General features: G+C 45.1%; 18 protein-coding genes. 12 read left to right on the forward strand and 6 right to left on the reverse strand.

What is annotated here, in order from left to right; all coding sequences use genetic code 11:
• Positions 1–74: 74 nt before the first annotated feature.
• From FW759_RS00125 to FW759_RS00165, 9 genes are all read left to right on the forward strand, one after another.
• Positions 75–1,604: a pyridoxal phosphate-dependent decarboxylase family protein gene (locus tag FW759_RS00125; protein ID WP_446441813.1), complete on the forward strand. Its 1,530-nt coding sequence runs from the start codon at positions 75–77 to the stop codon at positions 1,602–1,604.
• Positions 1,591–3,402 (forward strand): IucA/IucC family protein, encoded by a 1,812-nt coding sequence (locus FW759_RS00130; protein ID WP_446441814.1) that lies wholly within the window; start codon positions 1,591–1,593, stop codon positions 3,400–3,402. Before FW759_RS00125 ends, FW759_RS00130 begins: the two co-directional genes overlap by 14 nt.
• Positions 3,403–3,606: 204 nt before the next feature.
• The gene (locus tag FW759_RS00135; protein ID WP_446441815.1) at positions 3,607–5,034 is read left to right on the forward strand and encodes a lysine N(6)-hydroxylase/L-ornithine N(5)-oxygenase family protein; all 1,428 of its coding nucleotides are present in this window, start codon (positions 3,607–3,609) and stop codon (positions 5,032–5,034) included.
• A gap of 122 nt (positions 5,035–5,156) precedes the next feature.
• Positions 5,157–5,762, forward strand: a complete 606-nt coding sequence (locus FW759_RS00140; RefSeq protein WP_446441816.1) for a GNAT family N-acetyltransferase — start codon at positions 5,157–5,159, stop codon at positions 5,760–5,762.
• A gap of 68 nt (positions 5,763–5,830) precedes the next feature.
• Positions 5,831–7,264, forward strand: coding sequence for an MFS transporter (locus tag FW759_RS00145; protein ID WP_446441817.1), 1,434 nt, complete (start codon positions 5,831–5,833; stop codon positions 7,262–7,264).
• A 181-nt stretch (positions 7,265–7,445) separates the two neighbouring features.
• On the forward strand, positions 7,446–9,377 hold the full coding sequence (locus FW759_RS00150) for an IucA/IucC family protein (RefSeq protein ID WP_446441818.1): 1,932 nt from the start codon (positions 7,446–7,448) through the stop codon (positions 9,375–9,377).
• Complete coding sequence (locus FW759_RS00155; RefSeq protein ID WP_446441819.1) at positions 9,371–11,623, forward strand: IucA/IucC family protein; 2,253 nt, start codon at positions 9,371–9,373, stop codon at positions 11,621–11,623. Before FW759_RS00150 ends, FW759_RS00155 begins: the two co-directional genes overlap by 7 nt.
• Positions 11,604–12,245 (forward strand): RraA family protein, encoded by a 642-nt coding sequence (locus FW759_RS00160; RefSeq protein WP_446441820.1) that lies wholly within the window; start codon positions 11,604–11,606, stop codon positions 12,243–12,245. The genes FW759_RS00155 and FW759_RS00160 overlap by 20 nt, the downstream gene beginning before the upstream one ends.
• Before the next feature lie 261 nt (positions 12,246–12,506).
• The gene (locus tag FW759_RS00165) at positions 12,507–14,837 is read left to right on the forward strand and encodes a TonB-dependent receptor (RefSeq protein WP_446441821.1); all 2,331 of its coding nucleotides are present in this window, start codon (positions 12,507–12,509) and stop codon (positions 14,835–14,837) included.
• A gap of 183 nt (positions 14,838–15,020) precedes the next feature.
• On the opposite strand, the gene FW759_RS00170 is transcribed toward FW759_RS00165, so the two are convergent.
• From FW759_RS00170 to FW759_RS00195, 6 genes are all read right to left on the reverse strand, one after another.
• Positions 15,021–16,763 (reverse strand): BCCT family transporter, encoded by a 1,743-nt coding sequence (locus FW759_RS00170; protein WP_446441822.1) that lies wholly within the window; start codon positions 16,761–16,763, stop codon positions 15,021–15,023.
• Between the two features lie 43 nt (positions 16,764–16,806).
• Complete coding sequence (locus FW759_RS00175) at positions 16,807–18,294, reverse strand: aldehyde dehydrogenase (RefSeq protein WP_446441823.1); 1,488 nt, start codon at positions 18,292–18,294, stop codon at positions 16,807–16,809.
• Between the two features lie 64 nt (positions 18,295–18,358).
• Positions 18,359–19,396 carry an LLM class flavin-dependent oxidoreductase gene (locus FW759_RS00180; protein WP_095568471.1) on the reverse strand — a complete coding sequence of 346 codons (1,038 nt, stop codon included), beginning with the start codon at positions 19,394–19,396 and terminating at the stop codon, positions 18,359–18,361.
• Between the two features lie 79 nt (positions 19,397–19,475).
• A complete protein-coding gene (locus tag FW759_RS00185) occupies positions 19,476–20,387 on the reverse strand; it encodes a flavin reductase family protein (protein ID WP_095568470.1) in 912 nt (303 codons plus the stop codon).
• Positions 20,388–20,421: 34 nt separating this feature from the next.
• A complete protein-coding gene (locus FW759_RS00190; RefSeq protein WP_446441824.1) occupies positions 20,422–21,261 on the reverse strand; it encodes an alpha/beta fold hydrolase in 840 nt (279 codons plus the stop codon).
• 13 nt (positions 21,262–21,274) lie between these two features.
• Positions 21,275–21,877: an amino acid synthesis family protein gene (locus tag FW759_RS00195; protein WP_446441825.1), complete on the reverse strand. Its 603-nt coding sequence runs from the start codon at positions 21,875–21,877 to the stop codon at positions 21,275–21,277.
• A gap of 200 nt (positions 21,878–22,077) precedes the next feature.
• Between FW759_RS00195 and FW759_RS00200 the strand changes: the two genes are divergently transcribed.
• From FW759_RS00200 to FW759_RS00210, 3 genes are read left to right on the forward strand one after another with little or no spacing between them, the layout of a single operon-like run.
• Positions 22,078–22,731, forward strand: a complete 654-nt coding sequence (locus tag FW759_RS00200) for a GntR family transcriptional regulator (RefSeq protein WP_062844486.1) — start codon at positions 22,078–22,080, stop codon at positions 22,729–22,731.
• 16 nt (positions 22,732–22,747) lie between these two features.
• A complete protein-coding gene (locus tag FW759_RS00205) occupies positions 22,748–23,134 on the forward strand; it encodes a carboxymuconolactone decarboxylase family protein (RefSeq protein ID WP_062844487.1) in 387 nt (128 codons plus the stop codon).
• Positions 23,135–23,152: 18 nt separating this feature from the next.
• Positions 23,153–24,604, forward strand: a complete 1,452-nt coding sequence (locus tag FW759_RS00210; protein ID WP_446441826.1) for an NAD-dependent succinate-semialdehyde dehydrogenase — start codon at positions 23,153–23,155, stop codon at positions 24,602–24,604.
• Positions 24,605–24,678 lie beyond the last annotated feature (74 nt).

Raw genomic sequence — 24,678 nt, forward strand, 5'->3', positions numbered from 1 at the left:
TTTCGAGAAAAACGTATAACAACCATCGCCTCTCTCATTTTAATAGAGACGCAAGATAAACTGGTGAGGATACTTTGCATTTATTAAACGAGCAAACCAGTGAGCAATACCTCACGCAGATGCACAAAACGGGCGCCATTATTAAAGAATGGCTCAATGACAATAATGTGTATTCAGGCGGCACACCGCAGCAAGTACAAGCGGCGACCTCAATCAATATCCAGTCACAAGGACGAGATATCGAGGCCATACTGGCGGACATACAAGACAAATTTTTGCCCAACTGTGTGTCTACAGCACACCGTCATTGCCTAGCGCATTTGCACCCGCCGACCTTGGTGGTTGGCCAAATTGCTGAGATGATTATTGCCGCAACCAATCAAAGCATGGATTCTTGGAATCAAAGCCCTGCCGCCACTTATATCGAAAAAGATTTGGTTGAGTGGTTGTGTCAGCTGTGCCAATTTGAAACCAATGATGATGTTCAAATACACACCCAAACAGACGCTCCGGTTGATAACCAAGCGAGACACAAGGCAGGTGGCGTGTTTACCAGTGGTGGTACCCAAAGCAATCTAATGGGACTGCTGTTGGCACGCAATAAATTCTATACCGCTAAAGGGGTTGATGTACATAAAGAGGGCATGCTGGGTCAGCCGCGTGGCATCATTCTTTGCTCAGATCAAGCGCACTTTTCTATCGAAAAAAATGCAGCATTATTAGGGCTTGGCGTTCGGTGCGTTGAAAAGGTAAAGAGTGATGTGAGTGGCGCGATGCTTATGTCTCATCTACAGCAAAAAATAGAGGAGACAGGCGCGGATAATGTGATGGCAGTGATCGCTACGGCTGGCACCACAGATTTGGGCGCGATTGATCCTTTAATAGACATTGCCAATATATGTCGTGACCAAAAAATATGGCTACATATAGATGCAGCATGGGGCGGGGCGTTACTTCTATCTCAGCGTTATCGACACCTTATTGAGGGTATCCAAGCAGCGGATTCCATTACATTGGATTTTCACAAGCATTTCTTTTTACCGATCAGCTGCGGTGCCTTTTTATTAAAAAATCAACAAGACTTTGAGAGCATCCGTCATCATAGCGAGTATCTCAATTCTCCCGATGATGAAAAAGACAATATCCCAAATCTGGTTACTTATTCTCTTCAAACCACGCGTCGATTTGACGCTTTAAAGCTTTGGATGGCGCTTGATTTTTTGGGGACAAAGGATTATGGCGTTTTGATTGACAACTGTCTTAGGACAGCGAGACAAGCGGCAAAGCTGATTGAAAACCATGCAGATTTTGTGTTGGTGCATCAGCCGATTATTAGCAGTGTCTTATTTTATTTTAAGCCAAAAAATACCGCATTGTCAGACAAGCAGCTGTCGCAATTAAATCGCCAAATTGCGCAGGACTTGTTAATTAATAATATTGCCAACGTGGCCACCACGCAGTTTGAGCAGTGCCTTTGCCTAAAATTCACTATTTTAAATCCTAATACGCAAGCCTGTGACATCGACAATATTATAGAACAGATGACTATCACTGGTTTTGATCGACTCCAAAATTATGAGGGACAACACTATGATGCACCATAAAACGCTTGATCGTTTGACACTACAAAACTTAGTGAACGCCTACAGTTATGAGACAGGTCGCGGCAAGATCGTACCCGTAGAGCAGCAGGATGGGCAATACAAACAAATCTCACAAGATAAGCCTCTTTTGGTATTAAACCTTGCCCCGCATGACACCATTATGGCGGTGCCCGTGGATAGAGTCAGCCAATTGGGTCAGCACCGTTTTGCGGATACACCTTCTGTATTCAATGCAGCTTCGTTAAAAACACCTTCGACAAATGATACGCAGTCAGAACCCCAATGGCTAAAGCCTTCTGCTATGAGCCTTGCGTCTTTTATTATCGAAGACATCGTGCATCAGCACAAAGATGACGTAAAACTGGACGGTAATGGCGTGCTCAAACGCTGGCTTGAGAGTTACGAAGGATTGCAAATTATTTTAGAGCATCGCAGTGATAAGATGGATGACATTGTCGATGACACACAAGATTTTATTCAAACTGAGCAAAGTCTGATTTATGGACATGCCATGCATCCAACGCCCAAAGGACGCGCAGGTTTTTATGGTGCTGAATGGGCAAAGTATGCCCCCGAAACCAATAGTAAAACACAGCTGAACTATTGGCTGGTGCATCCTAATTTTATTGTCGAAGAGTTCGTCGATGGCGATAGTATTACCGCTGAGCTAAAGACCAAGCTGCTCGCGGATATGGGCGATTATCAACGACAGCTTATTGCCAAGTATCCCACCCATAAGCTATTGCCATTGCATCCTTGGCAAGCGACGTTTTTGCAGCAACAAGCATGGTATCAGGTGTTAACTGAAAAAGGTCAGCTCTTTGATTTGGGCGCACTTGGGTGGCATTTGTATCCGACAACCTCGGTACGTACGCTCGCAGCATTTGAGGCACCTTGGATGTTCAAACTGTCGCTGTCGGTAGCGATTACCAATTCGGTGCGTATCAATTTGCCAAAAGAGTGTAAGCGCGGTATGCATGCTTGTCGAATATGGCGTAGCGACTACGGTGAGCAGTTGGGCGCTGAATATCCCACGATTGCGGTATTAAATGATCCTGCTTGGATTGCGTTGTCTATAGACGGCAAAATTATCGATGAAACCATTTGTATCTTGCGTGATAATCCTTTTACCCAGTCTATGCAAGTCACCAATCTTGCAAGTTTGAGTCAAGATCATCCCACTCGTCTCACCAATCGCTTTGCCACTTTATTCCAGTCTATCCATGAGCGTACCGGTAAGCGGTTGGACGAGATTGCGACCGAATGGTTTGATATTTATCTAAAAGTCGGTTTTGTACCGCTCATCCATATGTACTACAAGCATGGGCTTGCGTTTGAGGTGCATCAACAAAACAGTCTGATAGAGTTAAAAGATGGTTATCCTGTGAAGTTTTGGGCCAGGGACAATCAAAGCTTTGGCTATATTGCTGAATATGCCAAGCCGCTTATCGATGCGTATCCTGAGCTCATCAGTGAAGCAGAGTGTGTTATTCCAGAAGATTTTGCTGACTCGCGTATTGCTTATTATTTAGTGGGTAATACGATCTTTGGTCTTATTACCGCGATAGCTCGCACCCAGCTTGTCAGTGAAGCCGCTTTGTTGGCAACGTTTCGAGAGTGCTTAGAGACGCTAGGCAGTCAGTATCCGCACCGCTCTTTAATCGATCTATTGCTGCGTAGTCCGACTTTGCCGTTCAAAGGCAATTTGCTCACCAGACTTCATGCGCTGGATGAGCTGACGGCGCCTGTTGAAACCCAGTCTATCTATGTTGATATTCCCAATCCTATGAGCGCTTAGGGTAAGTATGGTCAATATTCAATGAAACAGGTACAAGTCATTATCCTGCAGAACTGATAACCATTTCCTTACTTGCTGCATCGACGATGACAGAGGTTTTGGAACCTTTATGCCAGTTCTGCTGACAGGCTTTTATAGTGACCTGACGATAGCTCGATATAAATCAATATGTGAATAAGTGCTATAAAGCAATAAGGAATCAACGTGTTAGATATTCTTGGTATCGGTTTGGGGCCATTTAATCTTAGTCTAGCGGCATTGCTTGACAAAACAGACGTCAATGCCAAATTCTTTGAGCAAAAGGCGGGGTTTAATTGGCACAAAGGTATGATCTTACCGCACACCACGCTACAAGTGCCCTTTATGGCAGATTTGGTGACATTGATAGACCCGACCAGTCCCCATTCATTTTTAAACTATTTGCATACGCAGCATCGATTGCTCAAGTTTTATTTTTTAGAGGACTTTAAGATTTATCGCAAAGAATACAATCATTACTGCCAATGGGTAGCAGGGCAGCTGGAGAGTTTAGCGTTCGATGCACAAGTAGTGGATGTGGCGTTCAATGACAACAGTGCTTGCTTTAACGATGACGATAGCGCCACCAATGCCAATACTGACACGCACAATGGATTTGTCGTGACAGTTCAGGAGCAAGGCAAGCAAAAAACGTATTATGCCAAAAACCTAGTCATAGGCACGGGTACGCAGCCAGTCCTGCCATCTGCGTTGCAAAAGCTTGCTCAGCAAGTCCCTGAGCGCTGTATGCACACTGCGCACTTTGCCAATAATTTCGATTTTGAAGCGATTAAAGTACAAGGTGGTCAGGACAATAGCCAAAGCAATAGTCATAAGACAGACGATAGATTAACCAAAATCGTGATCTTAGGATCCGGTCAGTCATCGGCTGAGGTATATCGTGAATTGTTTGATCAACAACTTGATAGCAACGATGAACCAAAGTTCCAATTGGACTGGGTAACCCGCTCATCTGGCTTTTTTCCGATGGAATACTCGCCATTGGGGTTAGAGCATTTTAGTCCCGCTTATACCGATTATTTTTATCAGTTGGATGACGCGACCAAAGCAGAAGTCGCGCCCAAGCAGGACTTGCTCTACAAAGGCATGGGGTTTGACACCATACGCGATATTTATCATAAGCTTTATGAGCGCAGCATTGGCAATCAATCACCACACACGACACTGTTGTCTAATTGTGCAGTGGTTGAGGCAACCCTTGATGATACTTTATCGGATGACACCTTAAAGATAACATTTGAACAGTGTGAGCAGAAGCAGACATTTACGGCGGATTACGACTGTCTCATCGCTGGCACGGGTTATCGTCATGCGCTACCTGCCTGCCTAAATTCATTGCTGTATGCCATTGAGTATGATGAGTTTGGACAACCAAAGATTGATCGGCATTACGCATTGGTGTATCAAAATCATGATAATAATAGCGGTAAAGTCTTTGTGCAAAACCAAGAAATTCACACTCATGGCGTGGGCACACCTGACTTGGGATTGGGCGCCTATCGAGCTGGGCAAATCATCAATCAATTGATAGGTAAGACCGTATATGACACTGATGCGTTAGAAGTATTCCAACAATTTGGCGCGTCGGTCTAATGTCGTCGTCTTAATGTCAGTGTCATTATATCAATGAGCAGTATCGTCGATTTATTTTAAAAAGTGTACGTCTCTACTGAGAGAAATTTCACCTCTAAATCACACAAAATAAGGAGCTATTTATGCCGACCATCACACAGAATCTGCCAGATACCTATGCCGCAGAGGCTTATGAGAAAACGTTTAGACTACGAGCGGTCAAATATCCTGAAGACATGCCAATGCTCTATCAATGGATGCACGCTGAGCATGTGGTAGAGCAATGGCAGCTACATCTGCCTATGCCGCAGCTGCAAGTACATTTTGAAAAAATGCTGGCCGATGACCATCAGCGTCTCTACATCGTACTTTGTGAGGATGTGCCGATCGGCTATGTAGAGATCTATGAAGCGGCTCGCGATCGCTTGTCTCACTATTATAAAGCCGAAGAAAGTGACATGGGCTGGCATCTGCTATTGGGTGATACTGCCGTCGTTGGTAAAGGGTATCTCAAGCCAATAGTAATGATGCTCAGTAAGTTCATTTTCGAGCATACCGACGCCAAAAAAATAGTGGGCGAACCTGATAGTAAGGTGGAAGCCTATAAATGGGTTGCTAATGGTTTTGCCTATCAGTTACAACGATTGATCGATATGCCTGAAAAAAAGGCATCGCTTTACTTTTGTAATCGTGATGAGTTTTTTGAATCGAGTGGCTATCTCAAATTTTATGGTGCGGCTGCTTTATGATTCGATTTTTTGTGATTGCTGGAGTAAACGCGTTGTACTCGTCATGTCATCACAGGTCAATGATATAAATGGTGGCATCTCTTGATAGCAGTGAAAAATTAAGCAGTGAGAAGTTGACAGGCAAGCCGCGTCGACAGGTGCTTTTGACCTTGTTGCTTGGCGGCACGGTTATCAGCTTTAGCAATAGCGCCCTCAATCCTGCTATTCCTGTTTTTATGTCGGTGTTCGATGTCGATATTGTGATGGGCGGCTGGGTGCTGAATGCTTATGTGCTGTCTATGAGCGTGGGTCTAATGCTCAGTGGTTACTTGCATAAAAAGTTTGCGTTTAGGCCAGTTTATTTGACCGCAATCATCGGGTTTATGCTGGGTTCAGTGATTGGGATGTGCGCGCCCTCCATGACGATGGTAATCATAGCGCGTGCTATACAAGGGCTGAGTGGTGGTCTGACGATTCCGATATCTATCGGCATGCTCTACCAGATATATCCGCAGCATAGACACGGTAGAGTGATGGCGCTGTGGGGCATCATTATTATGATGTCACTGGCATTTGGTCCGTTAGTTGGCGCTTACTTGGTTGAGCAATTTACATGGTGGACATTGTTTGCGGTGACGCTGCCGCTAAGTGCAGCGGTCACTCTGATGGTGTGGCGATTTTTACCAAATATCGGCTCGCCCAAGGTTGATAAGACTTTTGATGTGAAAGGGTTTGTCAGCTTGTTGGTTTGGCTGCTGGCTTTGATGACATGGCTGAGCACGCTCAAAACAGATTTTCATACCAGCCTTGCGAGCATGATTGAGACCAGTCTGCTTGCTGCCATATTCCTGATATCTTTTATGGTTTGGTGGGCGTATGAGCGCCGTCAGATTCAGCCGTTATTAAACGTACGCTTGTTTAGCAACACCGTGTATTTGCACAGTACGATTATCAGCGTGACGCAAACCTTGGGCCTGATGGTGGGTTTGTTGTTATTGCCGATTTTAGTTCAGGAGGTTATGGGTAAGAGTGCCTTGTGGACTGGCGTGATTTTGATGACCGCGACGCTGATGTCTAGTATCACCACGCATTTTGCTGGCAAGCGCGTGGATAAGTATGGCGCTAGAGACATAGGAATTTTGGGCATCGCACTTAGTGCGTCGTCCATGCTACTGCTGGCATGGTGCTTGTATCAGCCGACGCTTTGGTTATTGATAGTGATTATGAGTGTACAAGGGGTGGGTGTGGGAATGGCCTATCTGCCCACCACCACGGTCGGTTTTAGTAGCTTAGCCAAAGAGATGGTGACAGAAGGTGCCGCGCTCAACAACATCAGTCGCCGAATCGTCTCTACTATTTTTATAACATTGGTGACGGTTTACGTCGCAGGACGCGGTGCACAGTTGTTAGCGGCAGGTAATAGGCAAAGCGTTGATACGGCCATTCAAGAGATTTTTGTTATTTTGGCTGTAATTCTATTTTTGACCATTTTTTCGGCGCGTCGATTACCAAAAGCGGTCTGAATTAAAATCAGTGAGTTATCGAACGCTTTATAGAACCTATGTGGTGAATGTGTCAAACCAACCGAATTGAGGCATTTTTTTAAATAAAAAATGTAAATAATTATCATTCGCTTTAATAGTTGTTAGTCATATTGACTTTACTTAACCGTTTGTTTTCAGTTTTAGGAAAGGATATTTAATTATGAAAAATCATCAAATAGACCAAAAAAACCATAACCAAAAAACTGACGTGACTGCGCCGTGGCAAGCGCCAATCGATCACAAAGCCATGCAGTGCGTAGAGCAGCGGGTTATTAAACAACTACTACAAGCTCTGCTGTATGAAAATATTATTGAGTTTGATTATGAGAATGCAGCATCGAGCGATGACGCTGCGCTTCTAAACTTTACTATCAAGACCGATAATCATATCCGTTATCAAGCTCAAGGTTATATCCATTATAGTTTTGACATCATTCGATTTAATGATCACAACGTACAGCGCGTCATTGATGGTAAGAGTCACGATGCCACGCTTGAGAATGTCGTTAACGATATCTTATTAAAGATAGAAGCGGCGACGTTAAAAGACAGTTTTATCAAAGAGCTGCGTCACACTTTAATTAATGAAACCCAAGCACAGCGACTGTCACCTCATTTATCAGTACCAAACATGCCAGCGGCTATTGATAGGCTGACATACGAGCAACTCGAAGGCTATTTGATGGCCGGACATCCCTATCATCCTTGTTTTAAGTCGCGTATCGGTTTTGATTTACAAGACAATTATGACTATGGGCCAGAATTTGCTCAAAATATCGAGGTGGTTTGGTTGGCGGTCAAAAAGGATTTGTTGGTCAGTAATACCGCTGCCAATATAGATGTCGATGAGTGGATTAAAGACTATGTGGATATGGATAAGTTTGCCGCGTTACATGATAAGCTAAACCATATCCTTACGACCACGAGTGAGCAAAGTGAAAATGAAGCCATTGTCGCCAATGCCAATACTGATGTTAAAGCCAATGCTTATGGTTTGATACCAGCGCATCCTTGGCAATGGCAAAACACCTTAATTTTAGCGCTACAACCCCTCATTAAGACACAAGACGTCATCTATTTGGGTAGTACGGGTAACCAATATCGTGCCCAGCAGTCGATCCGCTCCTTGTCTATGTTGCAAGACGACAAGGCTTACCTCAAGCTCAGTATGCATTTGATGAATACCTCAAGTACTCGTATTTTAGCCAAGCACACGGTGATGAACGCGGCGATCGTGACCAAATGGTTGAATCAGTTGATGGCAGAGGATGCGACAGCTCAGGCGCTATCTATTGCCTTTTTGGGTGAGACAGTGGGTGTCAGTCTAGATCATGAGGTGCTACAGCAGCGTGGCTATCAGCACCCTCATATCTATGGTGGACTGGGCGCAATTTGGCGTGAAAACGTGAGCCGGTATTTATCGAGCAATCAAACGGCCTTTCCTTTAAATGGGGTCAGCTATGTCAACATGGACGGCTCTATACTTATTGATCCTTGGATTAAAAAGTACGGCATTGAGGCTTGGACGGCCCAGCTTATCAAGGTGACGGTGGCTCCGATACTGCATCTCTTGTTTGGTCATGGCGTTGCCCTTGAGTGTCATGCGCAAAACATCGTGCTGGTACACGAAGCAGGTTTTCCTGTAAAAGTCCTACTAAAAGACTTGCATGATGGGGTGCGCTATTCCCCAAAACATCTGGCTCGACAAGACTTAATTCCCAATTTTCATAGCCTGCCAGCTGTCCACGCGGCATTGAATCGCGGCTCATTTATTGAAACAGAGGATACTGATGGCATTCGAGACATGACGGTTGCTTGCTTATTTTTTGTGGCATTTGCGGACATTGCTATTTTTATGCAAACCCATTATCACTATTCTGAGACCGAATTTTGGCAACAGGTGGCTGACTGCGTCACAGAGTACCAATCTTGTCACCCAGAGCATGAGGCAAGGTTTGAGTTGTTTGATGTCTTCGCTCCGCAAACGCGTATTGAATCTTTGGCGAAGCGTCGCTTGTTCGGTGATCAGGTATTTCCAATCAAATATATCAACAACCCATTAGCCAAAAGCCGAGCACACGCATCATGTTAAGTACTCATTTAAGTAGCGGTTTAATTACTGAGAAAACAGCCAAGATAAAGACAATGCCAATCTTGCCAACTTTATTTCCGGTTCAGACTGATCATCCAGCTATAAAACCAGATGCGGCAAGAATACAAAGTGCATTAATCACATATCTGATCGAGTGTGTCTTGCTTGAGGAGTGGATAAAAGCGCCTTTGATTGAGGTAACAACGACAACAAATTATCTCGCAAGTCAAAAGTTGCAACCGCATTTGACGTCATTACCAAGTGCTTATCAAACGTTTTTTGCTGAGGTTAATTCGTTATTGGTGATTCAGACAAGCAAAGATGACCGCTTACTATTACCAGTAGAGCCGGGATATACGGCGCCGTGGCGATTGCATAAATCGTGCTTGCCCGTTTTATACCGCCAAAAAAATACGTCTCATTTCAATCCCTCTAACCACAATAGCGACAACTCTAATGACAATTCGTTTCAACCACTAAAGCCAGTAGAAACCGTAGAGACGCTGGTGGATATTTTACTGTTTGCGATGGATCGCGCCTCTTTAAGTGAGAGCGGAATACTAAAGCTAAAAGAGAGCTTACAGGCAGCGATCATTGCTAAGAACCAATCTGCTCGTGCCAGCATTACCACGACAGTTTATGGTCAACCACATTGGTATCAAACCTTAATTGCCGCTGAGCAAAGGGGTTCATTGATGGATCGACCTTTTCATCCATTAGCAAAGGGCAAACTGGGTTTTATGGCCACAGAGTATGAGTGTTACATGGCAGAATTTAATCAGCCTATCGCGTTGGCATGGGTAGCGGTTGCCAAAACCCATCTTATGGTGGCGGAGCAGGTAGAGGACATTGACCAGCAAAATCCAGCGGCCTATTTATTAGACAAAGGGCAGCAGAAAAGACTGGCAAAGGAGATGGCAGAGCGTCATTTAAGCGATACGCATGTGGCACTACCTGTGCATCCTTGGCAACTGACTCAATTAAGTGAAGGTGCTTTCGCTACCGATTCTGTTGGCAATGATGCCATGAATAACAATACGGAGAGCTATGCCAACGATCTGGCAGATGGCACGATTGTCAAACTCACGTTTGATGCCGCAGTGACTTATGCCAGTGCTTCAATGCGCAGTATGTTATTGAGTGCGGATACACCTCACAGTATCAAGCTACCGATCGGTGTGTATGCCTTAAACTCCAAACGGTATTTGCCAGCTCTAAAACTGATTAATGGTGAAAAAAACCAAGCCATTTTGATGCGGGCAAGACAGGTAGACAAAGCATTGGCAGCGACGCTGAGGCTTTGGGATGAGCGTATTTGGTGGGGTTATATGTCACCGATGCATCTACAAGACAAACGCTCGACCAACCCGTATTTCTATCAAGAAAAACCCACGCATCTGGGGGCAATGCTCAGAAGTTTGCCTGCCGATCTGTGCGAGGATCAAGTTCGCCTGATGCCTATGGCAAGCTTAGGTATGTTGGTCTACAAAGATGGCGTCAGTCATCATCTCTTTGATGAGATGATTCAAGCGAAGTATTCAGGTCATCAGTCAGCGTCTGATCAATCAGCCTCCATAAACGCAGAATTCATAAAATCTGCCGCTATCGAGTGCTTCAAAAACTTGTGTAATGTGTTTTTGAGTACGATGCTGCGCTGCTTACGTTTGGGACTTGCACCCGAGATGCATGGGCAGAACGTTGTGATGGTCAGCAAACACCATCGTTTTAACAGTATATTACTGCGCGACCATGATTCGTTACGCATTTACCTGCCGTGGCTTGAGCGTCATCAGATCGCAGACCCTGAGTATTTAAGCCTGCCCAATTTTAAAAACCGATTGTACCGAGACAGCCCGCAAGCATTGATATTTTATTTACAGTCATTGGGTATATTGGTCAATATCCGCGCCATTATTGAAGCCCTGTCTGAACATTATGAGCTTAGTGAAAAGGGGCTGTGGCTTGAGGCAATGAGCAGTCTCGACAATGCGCTGGCAAGTATCGATTTTGATACCGATCAAGCGCAGTTTGTCCGTGAGCAGCTACTGACCAATCCATACTATCCGCATAAAACCTTACTGTTACCAGTCATTGAGCGTGGTGACGATCCCCATGGCAGTATGCCTGCAGGGGAGAGCAGAACCATCAATCCTTTTTTTAGGGCAAAAAATATTGAAGCAAACCTTATGGTGGATTCAATACAAAAGCATAATGGGGCAAAAATTAATGGATCACATCGATATTGAGACGCTAGTAGAGAGCTACAAAGACATCGCCACCTCGACGATTGGACATCTAAATGAGAGAGGATACTTACCAGATATCAAAGCTTTATATCCTTGTACGCACACGGTAGTTGGCAAAATAGTGACAGTGGTTTTGAACTCCGATAACACAGAGGTCATCAATCAAGCCCTGATTCAAGCGCAGCCTAACGACGTCTTATGTATTGATGCCCAAGTATTAGGCAACAAAGCTTGTTGGGGTGCGCTGCGTACTTGCGCTGCTATTTATGAAAAGCTTGCAGGCGTCGTTGTTATTGGACGGGCAACCGATTCGTTACAAATCCAGCAACTGGGTTTTCCTGTTTTTGCTCAAGGCGTGAGTGCGGTCACTACCTTCAAAAGTAATGACACAAAAGGCATGCTGGGAGCTGATATCCGCTATCGTTTTGGCGAGCAAAGTACGGTTATCCGCTCAGGCAACATCGCTATCATGGACAATGATGGGATGTTTGTACTGTCGCCGGAGGTTGCACAGCAATTATTACCTGATTGCCAAGACAAGCATCAGCAAGATGAGACAAAATTCCAGCTATTTTTCGAAGCCTATCAAAACAATCAACTGGACCACTTGTTCAGACAATAGCCATACTATTTTTTAGATGAATGAATGATAAATCAATTGGTTAAGTGGATTATGTGTTTATACATAAACGTATGTCAATCACTTAGCTGCCGAAATAGTGGCTCTGATAGAGCGCAACCAATCGATAGGTTTGTAAACAAGTGTAGAAATGTGAATCATTATCATTTACAATGCGACAGTCACAAACCCAGTACACTTAGTATTATAAGCTAAACATACGTTAACCTGTCTCCACTTATCCAGATCATAAGCGAAATAACAATGAAAAGTCATCATCAAGTTGCTCTCTCTCTTCTTACGCTATGTATCAGTCAGCAGTTATATGCACAAACTGATGTCGATGCTTCTACGGCAGACGCAGTGGAAAATGCGGCTATCAGTGATGTGCCAAGCACGACATTGGATACCATTACGGTAACTGCGCGCGCTAAAACGGGCACGGCACTGGCACAAAAAATTAGTGAGATGCCAGCGGTCACGCAAGTGATTGGTGAAGAAGATATTCAAGCACAGGCTACAGGCAACCGTACCACAGGCGATATATTGGCTCAGCTGATTCCAAGCTTGGGTGCTAGTAGTGGTTCAACCAGTAACTATGGTACGACCATGCGTGGTCGTCCGGTACAGTATTTGCTTAATGGTGTACCGTTATCAGGGTCACGTAGCTTATCACGAGAGCTAAACAGTATTGATCCTGCTCAGCTTGAGCGGGTAGAAGTACTGTCTGGTGCGACAAGTATTTATGGGTCTGGCGCGGCAGGTGGTCTGATCAATCTCGTGACAAAATCCGCAGCAGGTGCTGGTTTTACAGGTCAAACTCGATTGGGTATCGACGGTAGTCGTGAATTTGAATCCGACTCCCTCGGTTATCACGTGGGGCAGAGCTTGGGTTATGGCGGCGAGCGTGTTTATGGCCGTTTGGATGTAGATTACGCCAGCAAAGGTGGTAAATTTGATAGCCACGGTGATCGTATCAGCCCAGATGTCAATCAAACCGACCAACAAGATACCGAATCATTGAGTGTCAATGCCAACTTAGGAATGGACATTGATGACAGCCAAAGCGTAAATCTTGCGGTGACTTACTATAACGATGAGCAAGATACTGACTATGGCCCAGATTATGGTAAAGAGTTAGGAGTATTATTACTTGGTACGCCGCCATCATTAAAAGCGATCGATGGTGCTCGTATCGAAAAACAGCCTTATACAACCAAAACATCCGTGAATCTGAACTATAACAATGACGATGTTTTTGGTTCCAACTTAAGCGTTACGGGTTACTACCGCGATGAACAGGGACGTTTTTATCCTTCGGCCAAAGACGGCAGAAAACAAGCCCGTGAAGTATTGCTAGAAAGCGGCGTCGACAAAGACAGAGCGAAAGAGCTGGCAGCCGATGCAACCTACGTAATGCAATCAGAAGCCGATATCGAAGTGATGGGTCTGCGCGCTGCCATGCAAACTGAGACGGAGCTTGCTGACAAGCCAGTGCTGTTGAGCTATGGCGCGGATTTTGAGCGTGAGAACAGTGAACAAACCTACCATGGGCAAGACTACACTCAGTTCGAGGACAGTAATGGTCTGGTCTCAAAGGCAAATGGTATGACTTATAATGGCGGACCAGACACGACCATCGATAAAATTGGTGCATTTGTCAACTCTGACATAGACATCACTGACAAATGGCATGCAAGCGCAGGTGTCCGTTATCAAAAGCTTAAATCAAAGACAGATACCTTTACCCCCTTTTATGAGCAATTACTAGAAGAGTACTTTAACGGCTCTAGTACTGACTACCAAGCAGGTGACGTCGCAAAGGGTAAGACGGATCATGACAAAACCTTATTTAATCTTGGCAGCAGTTATCAACTGACACCGAACGATCAAATATTTGCCAACTTCTCACAAGGATTTACCACAGCTGACATACAGCGCGCTTTACGTGACGTACGCGCAGGGTTTGTGGTCAACTCAGACAACGTGCAGCCTATCGCGATCAATAATTACGATTTAGGGTGGCAAGGCAAGCGTGGTGACACGTCAGCAAGAGTAACGGGTTTTTATAATACTTCAGATAAAACCGTGCGCTTTACCAATGACTATACGGTAGAAGTGGTGGATACCGATGAGCGCGTCTATGGCGTCGAGGGTTCACTCACTCAAGATATCAGCGATAACTGGCAAGTAGGTGGCAGCGTGGCTTACACGCGTGGTCAGTATAAGAAAGACGGCGATTGGTTAGAGCTAGACGCGGTGCGCTTGACACCGCTCAAAGGTACTGCATTTGCGCAATACAACTTTGATGAAGGCAGCAATATTCGTCTACAAGCACTGGCTATTGGCGGCGATGATAGAGCGTTCAAAGATCAACAAAATGACCCTGATGCTAGTGCGCAGCCAGTCACAGGATACATGACGTTAGATGTATTGGGTCAAGTAAAAATGCCAGTGGGCCGAGTGGGTTATGGGGTTTATAACGTACTCAATAAAGACTATCAAACGGTCTATCATCAAACCACGTTTGGTGATTTAAATCGTCTGCCTGCAACAGGCACGACTTATGGTTTGAGTTATACGGTTGATTATTAAAATATCGACTATGCTGATATCGATTATTAAAGTGTTGAAAATATAGATGACATAAATAAGCCCTACTATTTACTCTTTTAAATAGTAGGGCTTTTTAGGATAATCGATTCACTTAAAAACCAACGCAGCAAGGTTAAAGTGAGCATGCTCCATTATCAAGCAAGATTAGCCAGCATATAATTATTACAGTTTACGCTCTCTTGCTCGTGCAATGTCCAAAATTAATGCTTTTAATAGACTGATTGCCATTAAAATAATGATAAACGAGAAGGGAATTGCTGCCACAATCATGGCTGAGGTAATAGCGTCTAATCCGCCCGCCAGAATCAACGCGCCAACCACAGCAGTAACCGCAATGCTCCAAACGATGATATGTTTTGAGCCATTCTCGACTTGGACTTCACCCGCAGCATTGAGGGTATTAATTACCAGTAATGCAGAATCGGCTGACGTGACCAAATACGTCAATAGCAGCACCACCACCATCGATGATAAGACGCCTGCCATCGCTGGGTTGAGCATGAAACCTATAATTTCGAACAGCTGAGCGGTCAATCCTGAATCAAAAATCTTACCATTTGCAATACCGCTTAATTCTAAATCAATGCCAGTACCACCAATCAAAGAGAACCAAACAAACAACGTCAAACTTGGTGCAACAATCCCAATCAAACCAAACTCGCGAATTGTACGGTTTTTAGAAATACGTGCCAAGAACAGACCAACAAAGGGTGCAAACGCAATCCACCATGCCCAGTAAAAAATAGACCAGCTGGTTTGCCAAGCGCCCAGTTCGGTATTAGGGTCCCAAACTGTTACTGCCATCGCGGGAAGATGTATCACATAGCTAAAAATACCTTTGCCTAGCATCTCTAACGCAAACATCGTTGCGCCAAAAATCAAGAAGAAAGCGAGGAGTAAAAATGACAATGCCATGTTGATGTTACTGAGCCATTTAACGCCGCGTCCAACACCTGATAGGGCTGACATCATAGAAAGACACATGACCACAAGCAACGACATCAATAATGCGCCTGTGGTTGGTTCAGGATTGACTGCATCCGCGACTAGCCACGAGATACCAGTAATACTATACAAGCCTGAGGCAAAAGAGCTGAGTCCAATACCGATGGTTTGCGCCACGCCAAAGATAGTCGCAATGACGGCAGCCACATCGATGATATTGCCAAGTGGTCCTTCTAAATGCTTGCCAAATAAAGGCGCAAGTGCCGAACGCATGGTGAGCGGCAAACCGCGTGTATAAGCAAAAAATGCCAAACAGATACCAACTAAACAATACGTCGCCCAAGCACCGATACCCCAGTGAAAAAACGCATAACGAAAGGCGGTGTCTAATGCTTCATCGCTTTTGGGTATGACGAGATTATCAATAGGAGCCAATGCGTTAGCCGCGACCTGATCTTGATAAAAGGCAAAGACATCAGCGCCTTGCGGCAGTGCGATACCATTGCTGCTCATTGATGACAAAATTATCTCTTTTGACATAATGATGTCAGGGTTATTCATCAAATGCCAAAGGGGTTCTGCCGCACTATAGGTCAAAACACCAATACCAATACCTGCACCAAATATCATCGAGAACCAAGAAAAATTTGAAAATTCTGGTTTTCCATTAGGGTCAGAGCCAAGCTTAATACGGCCGAATGACGGCCATAAAATAACCGTCAGACAGACTAAAATATAAAAGGCGATAGAATAGGTGTAGTAGCCATTTAGATTGGCATACGACCAATTTTTCATGGCATCGAGCATAGCACCAGAACGCTCGATGTCACTTAAAATCCAAATCACCACCAGCGTTACGAAAATCTTCGAGGTCACGGTGACAAAGCGATTGAAACCTTTATAAAAACCTTTGTCATGGGTTTTTATGTTTAACTCTTCTAAAGGAGGACGGATAGCCATAGTTTTTTCCTTAAAACTTAATGTAGCTGACTACACCAGTTGGTTATCTCATGATAAAAGGATTAGCCATCGGCTCCGCCGAGATATTAATCCATGTCGTTTTTGTGCGTGTGTATTGCAGTACAGACTCGCTACCAGCTTCTCGTCCATAACCTGATTGATTGTAACCACCAAACGGTGCGGTTGGAGAGATAGCACGGTATGTATTAATCCAACAAACCCCAGAGTGGATTTGTTTAGAGACACGATGGGCGCGCGCCAAGTTTTGTGTAAACACACCTGAACCCAAGCCATAAACACTGTTATTCGCCATTGCAATGGCTTCTTCTTCGGTATCAAATGCGACCAATGACATAACAGGACCGAACATCTCAATGGTTTGCGTTTCGATGTCCGTATTCGGACATTCTACAAGTGTCGGACAAAAATAGTTGCCGTTTGCCAAATCCGCATCTTCAGGAGCTTGACCACCAAAGCGAATGGTTGCGCCTTGTGCGACTGATTTTGCTAATGTATCTTTGATACGCTCAACCTGTGCTTTGGTACATAAAGGCCCAACGTGTGTCTCGGGATTTAGCGGATTGCCAATGACAATACCTTTGGCTTTTTCTTCTACGCGTTTGATGATTTCAGGCAAGATAGAGCGATGAACGAAGCCGCGAGAGCCTGCCACACAAGACTGTCCAGAAGCGCCAAAGTTGCCAGCGATCAAGCCGTTAGCAGCACTCTCCAAATCCGCATCTTCGAAGACAATGATAGGAGACTTGCCGCCAAGCTCTAAGCTTGTGACCGCAAAACTATTGGCAGAGTTTCTGACCACGTGACGCGCCGCTTCAGGCCCACCTGTAAAGGCAATTTTATCGACATCAGGATGACTGGTCAGCGGAATCGCGCAGTTTTCGGCATCCCCTGTGATGACAGAGACCACCCCTTTTGGGAAGCCTGCTTGCTCAATCAATTCAGCAAACGCAAACATCGGACAAGGCGCGACTTCTGATGCTTTTAAAATAATGGTACAGCCCGCTGCTAGTGCTGGGCCAAGCTTAGTCGATGTTAAGAACATCTGGGCATTCCACGGTACGACAGCGGCGACCACACCGATGGGTTCACGAGTGGTGAAGACATGCATGTCAGGCTTATCAATCGGTAACGTCGCGCCTTCAACTTTATCAGTAAGACCCGCGTAATAACGGTAATAGTCACTGACATAGCGGGTTTGAGCGACCGTTTCGTGAGCCAGTTTTCCGCTGTCTGTCGTCTCGATCTCACCAAGTCTCTCAGCGTTTTCTTCGATCAGTTCAGCTAAGCGGTACAATAACTTGCCACGCTGAGTGGCGGTCATTTTTGCCCATTCAGGATTGTTAAGGGCGGCTTTTGCGCCGCTGACCGCGCGCTCAACATCTTCAGGACTGGCACAAGCAAACGTTGCCCATGCTTCGCCAGTCGCAGGATTATAGCTGTCCAAGCGTTGGTTGTTACTGCCTTCGCACCACTCACCGTTGATATAAAGCTGGTAATGAGGTTTGGTCATGGTGATTCTCCAAATTTTTTAGGTTGTCTGTTTAGCTCGCACTAGAGTAAGAGACTCAAAATATTTATGCAAACGCAGGCATGACATCATCAATAAAACGGCGTAACGAGTCACGTTTTTGCTCAAAGGTCATGCTAGAGTCAATCCAGAATGCAAATTCGTCATAGCCCAATTCTTCATAGACTTTAAGCTTTTCAATGACTTGCTCAGGCGTTCCTATTGGCATGTTTTCTAACATTTTTTCAGGCGCATACATATCGATTGCTGCCATTTCTTCTTCGCTCAATGGCTCAAGTAATCCTTGACGAATGGGACGTTCGTTTTTGAACCATGCACCAAAATAGCAGTAAAAGCGGCTGATAGATTTTGCTGCTGTTGCCACATCATCGGCATTACTACCCACATAAGCGTGCTGTAGTAGCATGATTTTTGGGTTTTTGCCTTCGCCATGTTCGGCTTTGGCATTCTTAAACGCAGTCATAAGGTTTTGAATTTCTGTCATACCTTGCCACAGCGGGGTGACTTGCACATTGCAGCCGTTTTCTACTGCAAAGTTATGGCTATGAGGGTCACGAGCTGCAATCCACATAGGCACGCCGCCACTTTGTACCGGTTTTGGCGCTGAGGTGGTAGAGGGGAATTGGGTGTATTTGCCATCATGAGCGTAGTCGCCTTTCCACAATTTTTGGACGGCAGGGACAAGCTCTCGCATGCGTCCGCCAGCTTCCATGGCATCCATACCCGGCATCAAGCGCTCATATTCAAAATTATAAGCACCGCGCGCGATACCCAAATCCAATCTGCCGCCTGTGATAATGTCTGTCATGGCAGCTTCGCCAGCCAGTTTGATCGGATGCCAAAAGGGTGCAATCACTGTACCCGTACCTAAGCGCACGTTTTTGGTGTGATGAGATAGATCGATTAGATTTAAGAATGGGTTAGGGGCGATGGTAAAATCCATACCATGGTGTTCGCCTGTCCAGATAGCGTGCATTCCGCCTTGGTCGGCCATTTTTGCCAGCTCAATAAAATCATTATGGAGCTGTTCATAAGATTGTGATTCGTCGAGGCGTTCCATGTGTAGGAATAGTGAGAATTTCATAAGGCATATCCTTTGCTATTTGTTTTTACTGACTGTATTTACAGGTCATGTTTGTTTAAGTGTCGTTTATGTATAAAATTTAGTGGACGCGACCTTGCTCTTCTTGGCCGACATAGACACCATAAAGACCGTTTTCGCTCTCTGCGGCGTAGCGAGTCATCATCGAATTCATGGCTGAGGTCGCAAAATCTTGTTTTTCAATATCATTGATTGCCACGTATTCACCAAGCCCTTTAGTCTCTGGCGAATTTGCAATGGCGCGGTAAAAGATATAGTTGGTATTGGTTTTGGTATTCTCATAGATTGAAAACACAGCGCCCAGTTGCGCATCTATACCGTTATCTGTCAAAAACTGTTTGATGGCGCTGACCGCGTTGGTATTGTCATCGGTTGTCGTATTGGGTAAGACGGCTTTACCTTCGCTTTTGTTGATAATCACTTTACCGTTATGCTCGATAATGACGCCAACACAGACGTGTTTTTCTTGGGTACTGATGTCTGCCGCTTCGCGTTCTAATGCCAAACTAAAATAACCGCCTGATGCATAACCCAAACCATGGCCTTCACGGTTAGAGAAATTCAGTACTTCACCTACCAACAGATTGTGGTCACCTGCGTCGAGGTTACGTTCAGTTTTACAAGAAAAGTGCGTGAGCGCACCATCAATAACAGGGTTGCCTTGCTCATCTTTGTGCCACTCAATCTGACTAAAACGGTCTTCTTTAGAGCTGGCAAATATGTTCGACACGGCCTGTTGGTCTTCACTTAAAATGTTGACAACAAAGCTTTCACAGTTAGCAAATACCTCAAAGGTAGATAAAGATTTTGCTGGGCAAACCAGCAGTAATGGCGGATCAAGCGATACCGAGGTAAAAGAGTTGGCTGTAAAACCGACAGGCGTACCATCTTTACTCACCGCTGTAATCACGGTCACCCCAGTCATATAACTGCCGAAGGCGTTGCGTAGCATTTTAGGATCAAGTTGTTTCATGAGAACCTCTTTTTCAAATTAGGCATATTTTAGATTACACATTGGCCGTATGGTGCGAGTCGCACTGGGCAAAAAACCTTTCCAAGGCACTATTAACGGCATTGGCGTGTGTCATTTGTGTCATATGGCGCGCTTCTGGAACAATAACAGCATTGGCGTTTGGCAAGATATCAGCCATCGTGAGTGACATCTTAGCGCTAGAATTGATGTCCATTTCCCCTGTCAGCAATAATGCAGGAACAGTGATGGTTTTGAGCTCTGCTGCTGGAATACCGCGTAAGTGTGCAAACATTTGATAAGCTTGCGCGTACCCCAAACGGTTACCATTGTTTAGCCATGATCGGCACAGCTCTGCCTCGTTATCATATTGCGGATTACCATCGAACCATCTGGCAATTGGCTTATCAGTCACATTTTGATCAAGATCATTAAGTAGTGATTCAGCGCGAGTTTGTACATCTTGCGCCGCATTGTCAGGACGATTATAGATGGCATTGAACGCGGCAACGCCTCTAACGATTTTTGGGTAACTGACCGCCGTTTGTAATGCAGTCATTGCGCCTAAAGAGTGTCCAATGATAATGGCAGGCTCTCCAACCACGTTTTGGATAAAGTTGTTTAGAGCCGCGGCAAAGTCTTCTAACGTAAGCGTGGGATTGGGCAATAAATCGCTTTCCCCATGTCCTGGCATATCGATCACATAGCAACGATAACGGTCGTTAAAGGCTGATACCTGCTGATACCAGCTTTCTGCTCGCAAACCCACGCCATGAACAAAAACGATGGGAGTGGTTTTGTCGTTTTCATGATTACTGTCTTGATTACCACTAGAGTAATAAGCAATTCCGTTAGAGATTTCGCGTGACCATTTCATCAGTAGATGCTCCTTAAACGGCGGCTGGATTATTCAAATCATGACCGAGATCTTTTAAATCTTGGTAACGATCACCAATGCGATGATGGGGACGACCACCAGTGGCACCGCCTAACACAATCACCACTTCATCGTCGCGAGGCGCATCAGGAATAGCAAATTGAATCGTCAAATAATGAGAGCGGCGACCAGCATCATCTTTGTCCATCAGTGGAACCATGATAGGAGTGCTGGCTGTGCCGCGTGTATTGGTAAAGGCTAAATACGTATTGGCAGACAAGGCTTCACGATAAAAATTACCAAAATGTAGGGTATGAATCAGACCTGATGCGTGTTCGATTTCGCCATTTAAACCCACTACAGCGGCTTTGCCATAAGCTTCAATCTTGTCAGCACCACCTGCTAAGGCAATGATTTTGTCAGTCAGTAGCTTACCTAAGACAGGTGCGAACGCTTTGATTTCAGGTTGCAAATCTTCAGCATAACGACCAGCCCATGGGTTGGTCACAACAGCTGCAACCGCAAACATGCGTAGAGGTGTGTCGGCTGACTTGTAGCCTTCAATCAAGGTCTCTTCTTCAAAAGTGACAATCTTTCTGATTTCTGGTTTTTGCATGATGACTTCCCTTCAATAATAATCTCTAGTAATAAATGGTTTCTAACAATATTGGTATACCATAATACGGTATTAAATAAATTACTAGCTTTTTTTGAAAAAAAATATTATGGTATACCATGATACGAGGTACAAGCTTACTGCTTTTTTGCGCCATACTCGCTATACTTCTTTTTTACATCTAAGAGAGCAGAGACCTTATGTTAGAAAAAGTAGAAAAACCAAAGACCTTGAAAGACACAGCGTTAGAGCAATTGCGTTTGGCTATCATGATTGGACAGCTGGCACCAGGTCAACGATTGGTAGAGCGTACTATTTGCGAGCAGTTGGGCGTCAGTCGCACCGTGGTACGAGAGTGTATAAGGCACTTAGAGAGCGAGCATTTGGTGACTTTTTCTGCAGGTGGCTCTTCAGTGGCTGTGCTCGAGAGCGATGAGATTCGCCAAATCTATCATTTGCGTGCCATGCTCGAGAGTGAAGCGGTTCGTCATTGTGCTGAGCAAGCCAGCCCTGAGTTAGTGGAATTATTGCAAGAAGGGTTGATTCAAATTCGAGACAACTTGCATGCAGGGGATGTGGTCGAAGCACTCGCGCATTCTTATGCCTTTTACGAGCGTCTTTTTGTGACGGCTGGCATGACAGTTGCGTGGGAGTTGACAGAGCGGTTGAATGGTCGTATCGGTCGTTTGCGCTTTATGACCTTGTCGACCAAAGAGCGTTCTGTTAAAGGCCCAAACAATCTACAAGAAATCGTCAACAATATTGCCAAAGGTGACAGTAAAGCTGCTGTCAAAGCCTGCCGCAAACATATCGATGAAGCCTGCCGTATGGGTTTGCATCTCAACCAACAATAAATAATAGGGAAGAGTCATGGATAAAACACGATTTGAACTTGGTCTTACCAAGCGTAAAGCCACGTTAGGTGCTGAATATGTAGAAAAAAACCTACAGGCAGCCGATGATTTTAACCGTCCATTTCAAGAAGCCATGACAGAATGGTGCTGGGGTTTTGGTTGGGGTGATGAGGCCATCGACGCCAAAACCCGTTCACTGATGAACCTAACCATGATTGCGGCACTCGGCAAAATGCATGAGTGGGAGCTGCATCTAAATGGCGCCATTACTAATGGCTGTTCTGTGGAAGAAATTCGCGCCACAATTCATGCCATCGCAATCTATTGCGGTGTACCACAAGGCGTAGAGTGCTTTCGTATTGCCCGTCAAGTATTGACCACACGCGGATTATTAGAATCCTGAAACCTGCTGGAGAGAGAGATGCAATTAAAAAACGATGCGTTGTTTAGACAACAAGCTTTTATCAATGGGGTGTGGTGTGATGCTGATAATAAGCAAACCCATGAAGTACTGAATCCAGCGACAGGAGAGGTCATTGGTACGGTACCAATGATGGGAGCTAATGAAACTCGTCGTGCGATTGAAGCTGCGGACACTGCACAATCAACATGGGCAAAAAAAACGGGTAAAGAGCGCAGTATTGTTTTGCGTCGTTGGCACACGCTGATTGCCGAAAACATCGAAGATTTGGCATTGCTGATGACCCATGAGCAAGGCAAGCCAATCGGCGAAGCCAAAGGAGAGATTCAAAGCGGACTGGATTATCTAGAATGGTTTGCCGAAGAAGCGAAACGGGTTTATGGTGATGTGATTCCTGGCCACATGGCAGATAAGCGTCTGATCGTCATCAAACAACCTGTTGGGGTTACCGCAGCCATCACTCCGTGGAATTTTCCGCACTCAATGATCAGCCGTAAAGCAGGGCCTGCCTTAGCAGCGGGTTGTCCAATGATTGTCAAACCTGCAATGGAGACACCATACTCAGCATTGGCAATGGCGTATTTGGCACAGCAAGCGGGTATTCCTGACGGTATATATAGCGTGGTGACAGGCGATCCGATTGCGATTGGGGAAGAGATGACCACCAACCCGATGGTCAAAAAAATCAGCTTCACCGGTTCAACGCGCGTGGGCAAAATCTTGATGAAACAGTGTGCGGATACGGTCAAAAAAATGTCGATGGAGCTGGGTGGCAATGCGCCTTTCATTGTTTTTGACGATGCAGACATAGACGCTGCCGTTACTGGTGCGATGATGAGTAAATATCGCAACAGTGGGCAAACGTGCGTATGCGCCAATCGCTTATTTGTGCAAGCGGGCGTATATGAAGCGTTTTCACAAAAACTGGCAGAACAAGTACGCGCCATAAAAGTGGGCAATGGCTTAGAGTCAGGTGTAACACAAGGCCCGCTAATTTCAAAAGCCGCTGCTGATAATACCGAAGCGTTGGTTAAAGATGCGAAAAACAAAGGCGCGACGGTACTGTGCGGTGGTCAACGAGTCGATGCGGATAAAAATTTCTTTAATCCAACCATTCTGACCAACGTCAACAATGACATGCGGATTGCCAATGAAGAAATCTTTGCGCCAATCGCGCCGATTTTCAAATTTGACACAGACGAAGAGGCAGTTGCCTTAGCCAATCGTACTGAATATGGCTTGGCGGGTTATTTTTATAGTCGAGACATTGGCCGTGTGTGGCGTATCGCTGAAGCGCTTGAAGTCGGTATGGTCGGCGTCAACACAGGTATGCTGACAACAGAGTTGGCACCGTTTGGCGGGGTTAAAGAATCTGGTATGGGGCGTGAAGGGTCAAAATATGGTATTGAAGAATATGTTGAAACCAAATATATCTGCTTAGATATCAACTGAGATAAATGAAAAATATCATAACGTGCGACTGAGATAAATTTTTCTTGCTTACTGTGCTTTCACTGACAGAGGCT

It is taken from the genome of Psychrobacter sp. 1176_08 (assembly GCF_052850615.1).